The sequence below is a fragment of the Pseudokineococcus sp. 5B2Z-1 genome, assembly GCF_037482305.1.
Classification (GTDB): Bacteria; Actinomycetota; Actinomycetes; order Actinomycetales; family Quadrisphaeraceae; genus Pseudokineococcus.
The window spans coordinates 240,701-246,752 of the sequence record NZ_JBBHZG010000005.1 but is presented as its reverse complement, the minus strand read 5'-3'; the positions used below and the strand labels follow the sequence as shown (position 1 = coordinate 246,752).

At 78.9% G+C, this 6,052-nt stretch carries 5 protein-coding genes and 2 pseudogenes; 5 read left to right on the top strand and 2 right to left on the bottom strand.

The annotated features are described in order from the left end of the window. Positions 1-471 precede the first annotated feature (471 nt). Positions 472-1,119: a thymidine kinase gene (locus WDV85_RS14110; RefSeq protein ID WP_339571227.1), complete on the top strand. Its 648-nt coding sequence runs from the start codon at positions 472-474 to the stop codon at positions 1,117-1,119. 26 nt (positions 1,120-1,145) lie between these two features. Here the strand turns inward: WDV85_RS14110 and sepH are convergent, their stop codons facing one another. Further along, entirely contained in the window at positions 1,146-2,594 is a 1,449-nt protein-coding gene (sepH, locus tag WDV85_RS14105) for a septation protein SepH (protein WP_339571226.1), read from the bottom strand. A 163-nt stretch (positions 2,595-2,757) separates the two neighbouring features. Here sepH and WDV85_RS14100 point away from each other — a divergent pair, with 163 nt between their 5' ends. Then, entirely contained in the window at positions 2,758-3,966 is a 1,209-nt protein-coding gene (locus WDV85_RS14100; protein ID WP_339571225.1) for a ferrochelatase, read from the top strand. Beyond that, positions 3,963-4,853: an inositol monophosphatase family protein gene (locus WDV85_RS14095; protein WP_339571224.1), complete on the top strand. Its 891-nt coding sequence runs from the start codon at positions 3,963-3,965 to the stop codon at positions 4,851-4,853. The genes WDV85_RS14100 and WDV85_RS14095 overlap by 4 nt, the downstream gene beginning before the upstream one ends. Positions 4,854-4,914: 61 nt before the next feature. On the opposite strand, the gene WDV85_RS14090 is transcribed toward WDV85_RS14095, so the two are convergent. Beyond that, positions 4,915-5,121, bottom strand: coding sequence for a hypothetical protein (locus WDV85_RS14090; RefSeq protein ID WP_339571223.1), 207 nt, complete (start codon positions 5,119-5,121; stop codon positions 4,915-4,917). A gap of 495 nt (positions 5,122-5,616) precedes the next feature. Between WDV85_RS14090 and WDV85_RS14085 the strand changes: the two are divergent. Then, positions 5,617-5,913, top strand: a pseudogene (locus WDV85_RS14085) (DUF4193 domain-containing protein); the annotation flags it as partial. A 3-nt stretch (positions 5,914-5,916) separates the two neighbouring features. Continuing rightward, positions 5,917-6,042: pseudogene (locus WDV85_RS14080) on the top strand (DUF4193 family protein); the annotation flags it as partial. Between the last annotated feature and the right edge of the window lie 10 nt (positions 6,043-6,052).

Here is a 6,052-nt window from a genome sequence, read left to right as displayed (position 1 = left end):
GGGTGCGGGCGTGGGCGCGGGAGCGCTCGGCCTCCTCGGCGCGGATCTCCTCGACGAGGGCCCGGGCGCGGCGGCGGGCCAGGGGCAGGTCGCCGGTCGGCACGCCCACCGCGACCACCCACTCACCGTCACTCGAACACGTGTTCGAAGTCTACGGAAGAGTGGATGACGAGGCGAGTGCTCGACCACCGCTCGTCCGGGTGGTCCTCGCCACCCTCCCGGGGCGGGTGGTCGTCCCCCGCGTCGCGACGGCCCCGGACGGGCGCCGCAGCGCCGACACGGCGCTCCAGCGGGCGTCGCGAGGGGAAGGTGCGGCAGCGAGCTCCCCGGAGCTGAGGCGCTCATCGGGCGGGCGACGCGCTGCTGGGCCGGCGGTAGGGCGTCGGCCGGTGACGCGGAGACCGTCGTCGGCCGGTGGGCGAGGACGTCGGCGTCGTCGGGCCGCGACCGCCTCGGGCAGGATGGCCGCCCGTGGCCGAGCTCGTCTTCTTCTCCGGGACCATGGACTGCGGCAAGTCGACGCTGGCGCTGCAGATGGACCACAACCACGCCGCCCGCGGTCGCGGTGGCCTCGTGTTCACCCGCGACGACCGCGCGGGAGAGGCCGTGGTCTCGAGCCGCCTGGGACTGCGCCGCCGCGCCGTCGAGGTCGCCGACGGCACGGACCTGTGGGCCGAGGTGGGCCGTCGCCGGACGGCGGGGGAGCGCGTCGACTACCTCGTGTGCGACGAGGCCCAGTTCTACTCAGCTGCGCAGGTCGAGCAGCTGGCGCGCGTCGTCGACGAGCTCGACGTCGACGTCTTCGCCTTCGGCATCACGACCGACTTCCGCACGCGCCTGTTCCCCGGATCGCAGCGGCTGCTCGAGCTGGCCGACCGCGTGCAGGTGCTGCAAGTCGAGGCGCTGTGCTGGTGCGGCGCCCGCGCCACCCACAACGCCCGCACCGTCGGGGGCGCGATGGTCGTGGAGGGCGAGCAGGTCGTCGTCGGGGACGTCGGGACGGACGCGCAGGGCGACGTCGGCTACGAGGTGCTGTGCCGGCGCCACCACCGGCAGGGCCGCACGGCCGCGGCCGCCCGCGCCGCCGCCCTCTCGCCGGACGTGCTGCCCTTCGGCTGAGCCAGCCGGCCGGCCCCGGTCGCCCGTCAGTCCTTGCGCTGCCCGAAGACGATGTCGTCCCAGCTCGGCACGCTCGGGCGCGCGCCGCGCTTCGACGGGCGCGGCCTCGGCCGCTCGGCCTGGTCCGCGGGTGCGTCGCCCTCCTCGTCGGCGCCCGCGGCGGGGGGGCGCGGCGGTTCGGGGAGCAGCTCCTCCTGGCCGGGCACGCCCTCGTCCTCGGTGGGCCGGGCAGCGCCGCGCCGCCGCCGGCGGCGGGGGGCCGGGGACTCGTCCTCGTCGGCGTCCGACGGCGCGGCGTCCGCGGGAGCTGCCGCGGGGTCCGCGGTCGCCGCTTCCGGCAGCGGCTCGAGCGCCAGGACGCCGTCGTCGACCGCCTCCTCGGGGCGCGAGGCCGGCGGGTGGGCCGCCGGCGGCTCGCCCGCCGCGTCCCACGGGTCCTCGCCGGCGCGGGCGTCGTCGCCCTCGGCCCCGCCCTCGGCCTCCTCGTCGCCCCGGGGTCCGGTGAGCGCCTCGAGCTCGGCCCAGGTCAGGGCCTCCAGCTCGTCGTCGTCGGGGTCGGCGAGCGGCTGGCGGCGACCGCGGCGACCGCGCAGGTGCTCGAGCAGGTCGAGCGTGCGGCCCGCCCGCTCGCGCCGGTCCGCCTCGGCGCGCGCGGCGGCGTCCTCGCCGTCCGCCTCGTCGCCGGCCTGGGCGCCGCTCGTCGCGTCGCCCGCGTCGCCCGCGTCGCCCGCGTCGCCCGTCCGCTCGTCACGCCCGGTGCCGGCGGGCGAGGGGCGCCCTCGCCGGCTGGCGAGGTCGACGGGCGCGTCGTCGCGGGCGGCGGGGCGGGCGGCGCCGCCCTCGTCGACGTCGTAGACCTGCTCGCGCACGGCGGCGAGACGGGGGGCCGGGGCCGGGGGCGCCTCGTCGACGTCGACCGAGGACAGCCAGCGGGCCTCGTCGTCGAGGGCCTCGAGGTGGGCGCGCTGGAGGTCGAGCGACCAGGTGGCGCGGCGCTCCCGCCCGCCCGCGCGGAAGGCCGCGCGCACGAGCCACGCGCCGTCCTCGCGGCGCCACGCGTCCCAGGCGGCGCCGCCCTCGGCCCCGCGCTCGAGGAGACGGTCGGCCACGAGGGACTCGAGCGCCGGGCTGCGGCCGGAGCCGTCGCGCCACCGCACGGGCAGCGCCCGCGCCCGCTCGGCGACGTGCGCCCGCTCGGCCAGGACGGGGCCCTCGTAGCGGCGCACCCGCTCCTCGGCGACGCCCGTGGCGGCGGCGATCTCGGCGGCGTCCTCCCCGGCGCGCAGCCGGGCCTGGATCTCGCGCGGCGTGAGCGCCGCGGGCGGTCCGGCGGGCGCGGCGGGGGCCGCCGGCCCCCGACGGGCGGCGAGGCGCAGCGCGTCGTCCGCGCGGAGGCGGAACCGGGTGCCGCCGGGGGCGGCGAGGACGAGGTGCTCCCCGTCGTCGTCCACCCCGACGAGCGTCAGGTCCTGCATCGTCGTCCGCCCCTCCGCCGGTCGGCGCTCCTCGCCGACGTCGCCGGGCAGCCTGCCACCCCGGCGCCCGCGCGTGGGCGAGGCCCAGCGGCGGGTCGAGGCGCGGGTCGGACGGACGGCGGCCCGCGCGCGGAGGTCGGGCCCCACCGGGCACGATGGGCGCGTGCCGTCTGCCGAGAGCCTCCCCACCGGTCCCGCCGCGCCGTCCTCCTCGCTCGCCCCCTACGACGGGGTGCTGCTGCTGTCCTTCGGCGGTCCCGAGCAGCACGAGGACGTCATGCCGTTCCTGCGCAACGTCACGGCCGGGCGCGGCATCCCCGACGAGCGCCTCGAGGCCGTCGCCGAGCACTACCACCACTTCGGCGGGCGCAGCCCCATCAACGACCAGAACCGCGAGCTCCTCGCGGCGCTGCGGGCGGAGCTCGCCGCCCGCCGGCTCGACGTCCCCGTGGCGTGGGGCAACCGCAACTGGGCGCCCTTCGTCACCGACGCGCTGCGCGAGCTCCACGAGGGCGGCGCGCGGCGCGTCCTCGTCGTCGCCACCAGCGCGTACGCGTCCTACTCCGGCTGCCGCCAGTACCGCGAGGACCTCGCGGGCGCGCTCGTGGACCTCGCGGCCGAGGGGCGCGACCTGCGGGTCGACAAGATCCGGCACTACTTCGACGCCCCCGGCTTCGTCGCGGCCAACGCCGACGCCGTCACCGCCGCGTGGCAGCGGCTCCCCGAGGGCGCGCGCGAGGGCGCCGAGCTCGTCTTCGTGACGCACTCGATCCCCACGGCCATGGCGGACACCGCCGGGCCGGAGGGGGGTGCGTACGTGCGCCAGCACGAGGACGTGGCCGCCGTGGTGGCCGACGTCGTCCGCTCGCGCGCCGGCGGTGCGGCGCTGCCGTCGACCCTCGTCTACTGCTCGCGCAGCGGCCCGCCGAGCCAGCCGTGGACCGAGCCCGACGTCAACGACCACCTCGAGGAGCTCGCCGCCCGCGGCGTCCCCGGCGTCGTCGTCGCGCCCATCGGCTTCGTCAGCGACCACATGGAGGTCGTCTACGACCTCGACACCGAGGCGCGGGAGACCGCGGACCGTCTGGGCCTGCCGATGGAGCGCGCGGCCACCGCGGGCGTCGACCCCGCCTTCGTCGCGGGCCTCGTCGACCTCGTCGTCGAGCGCGCCGCGGTCGAGCGGGCCGCCGCCGGCGAGCAGGAGGCGCCGCCGCGGCCCTCGAGCGGCGCGGTGGGCCCCTCCCACGACGTCTGCCCGGTCGGGTGCTGCCCCAACCTGCGCGACCGCGGGCGGCCCGCCGCGTGCGGCCGGGACTGGCCGGGCGCCCGGGCCCTGCTCGAGGCCGGCGCGGCGCCGGGCGCCGGCGCGTGAGCGCCCCCGACGTCGTCCTCCCCGGCCCCGAGGAGCTCGCCGAGGTCGTCGGCCTCGCGGAGCGCGCGGCGCGGGCGGCGGGCGAGCTGGTGCACCGCGGCCGCCCCGAGCGCCTCGAGGTCATGGCCACGAAGTCCAGCGCCACCGACGTGGTGACGGCGATGGACACGGCCAGCGAGGAGCTCCTGGTCCGCCTGCTGCGGGCAGAGCGCCCGGCCGACGGCGTGCTCGGAGAGGAGGGCGGCGCGACGGGCGGCACGAGCGGGGTCACGTGGGTCGTCGACCCCATCGACGGCACCGTCAACTACCTCTACGGGCTGCCGGGGTACGCCGTCAGCGTCGCGGCCGTCGTCGGGGCCGGCGCCCCGGACGAGCGCCCCGACCCCCGCACCTGGACGGCGGTGGCGGGGTGCGTGCACGACCCCGTGAGCGGTCGCACGTGGACGGCGACGCGCGGCGGCGGGGCGCGGCTCGACGGCGTCCCGCTGGCCGGGCCGGCCGACGTGCCGCTGGGAGAGGCGCTGGTGGGCACCGGTTTCGGCTACACCCCCCAGCGGCGAGCGGCGCAGGCCCGCGTGCTGTCCGGGGTGCTCCCGCACGTGCGCGACGTGCGGCGCAGCGGCGTCGCCTCGCTCGACCTCTGCTCGGTCGGGTCCGGCTGGCTGGACGCCTACTACGAGCGGGGCCTGCAGCCCTGGGACCACGCGGCGGGCGCCCTCGTGGCCCAGGAGGCGGGCGCCGTCGTCCGCGGCCTGGCGCCGGACGAGCCCGCCTCCGAGCGCTTCTGCCTGGCCGCCGCCCCGGCCCTGGCCGCCCGGCTCGGGGACCTCGTGGTCGGGCTGGACCCGCTGTGCGAGGAGGAGGCGCCGCCCCCGCCCGGGGCCTGAGGCGGCGCGGCGTCCCCCTCCTGCAGGGAGCCGGCGCCCCCCGCGGCGCCCGGGGACGGCGTCAGGCGCCGGTCGTGGTGTCGCTGCTGCTCTCGCCGGCGCCGCCCTCGGGCAGCGCCACGTCGTTCTCCTGGGCGAGGCGGGCGAGCGACTCCAGCTCTCCCGTGTGCACGCCGACGAGGTACTCGTCGCCCTCGGCGCGCGCGCTGTCGAGCGCGCTGCGCGCCTCTCGCACGCGCTCGTTGACGTTGGTCGCGAACTCGCTCATCACACCTCCGGAGGGGCGGCGCGGGGCACCCGCGCTGGGTCGGGGGCTGGCGCCCCGCAGCGCGGCGGCCGCCGGCTGCTGGCCCGAGGGTAGACGCCGCGGGGGACGGCCCGCGCCCGTCGTCCCCCGGTCCGGAGGCGGGGGAGGGGGTGGGCGCCGGATCGTCGCGCGCCCGCCACCCGTGCGACACCCGCCCGTCACCGGGGAGCAGCCCGCGGGCGTCGCAGGCGGTGGCGCGGCGTCCGAGCGTCGTGACCCGGAGTACCGGGCGGCCACCCGTGGTGCACAATGCGCCGTCGCGCGGGTGGCCGGCGGCGGGCATCTTCGACGACCTCCGGGCGTTGGGGACCCCGACGGGCGGCGACGCGCGCGACCACGGCGCGGCCGTGCGCCGAGCAGCGGCGCGAGCCCGCCACGACGGCCGGCGGGCAGCGGGGGCGCCCGCTCCCGCCGGGCCAGCACCGACGACCACCGACCTGGAGCGTGACGCACGACATGGCCACCGACTACGACGCACCGCGCAAGACCGACGACGAGCTCAACGAGGACTCCATCGAGGAGCTGAAGGCCCGTCGCGCCGACCAGAGCTCCGGCAAGGTCGACGAGGACGAGACCGAGGCGGCCGAGGGCTTCGAGCTCCCCGGCGCCGACCTGTCCAACGAGGAGCTCTCGGTGCGGGTCCTCCCGCGCCAGGCGGACGAGTTCACGTGCTCGTCCTGCTTCCTCGTGCACCACCGCAGCCAGCTGGCGGGCGAGTCCACGCCCAGCCGCCTGGTCTGCACCGAGTGCGCGGNGGTGCGGGTCCTCCCGCGCCAGGCGGACGAGTTCACGTGCTCGTCCTGCTTCCTCGTGCACCACCGCAGCCAGCTGGCGGGCGAGTCCACGCCCAGCCGCCTGGTCTGCACCGAGTGCGCGGCCTGACGCCGCCCAC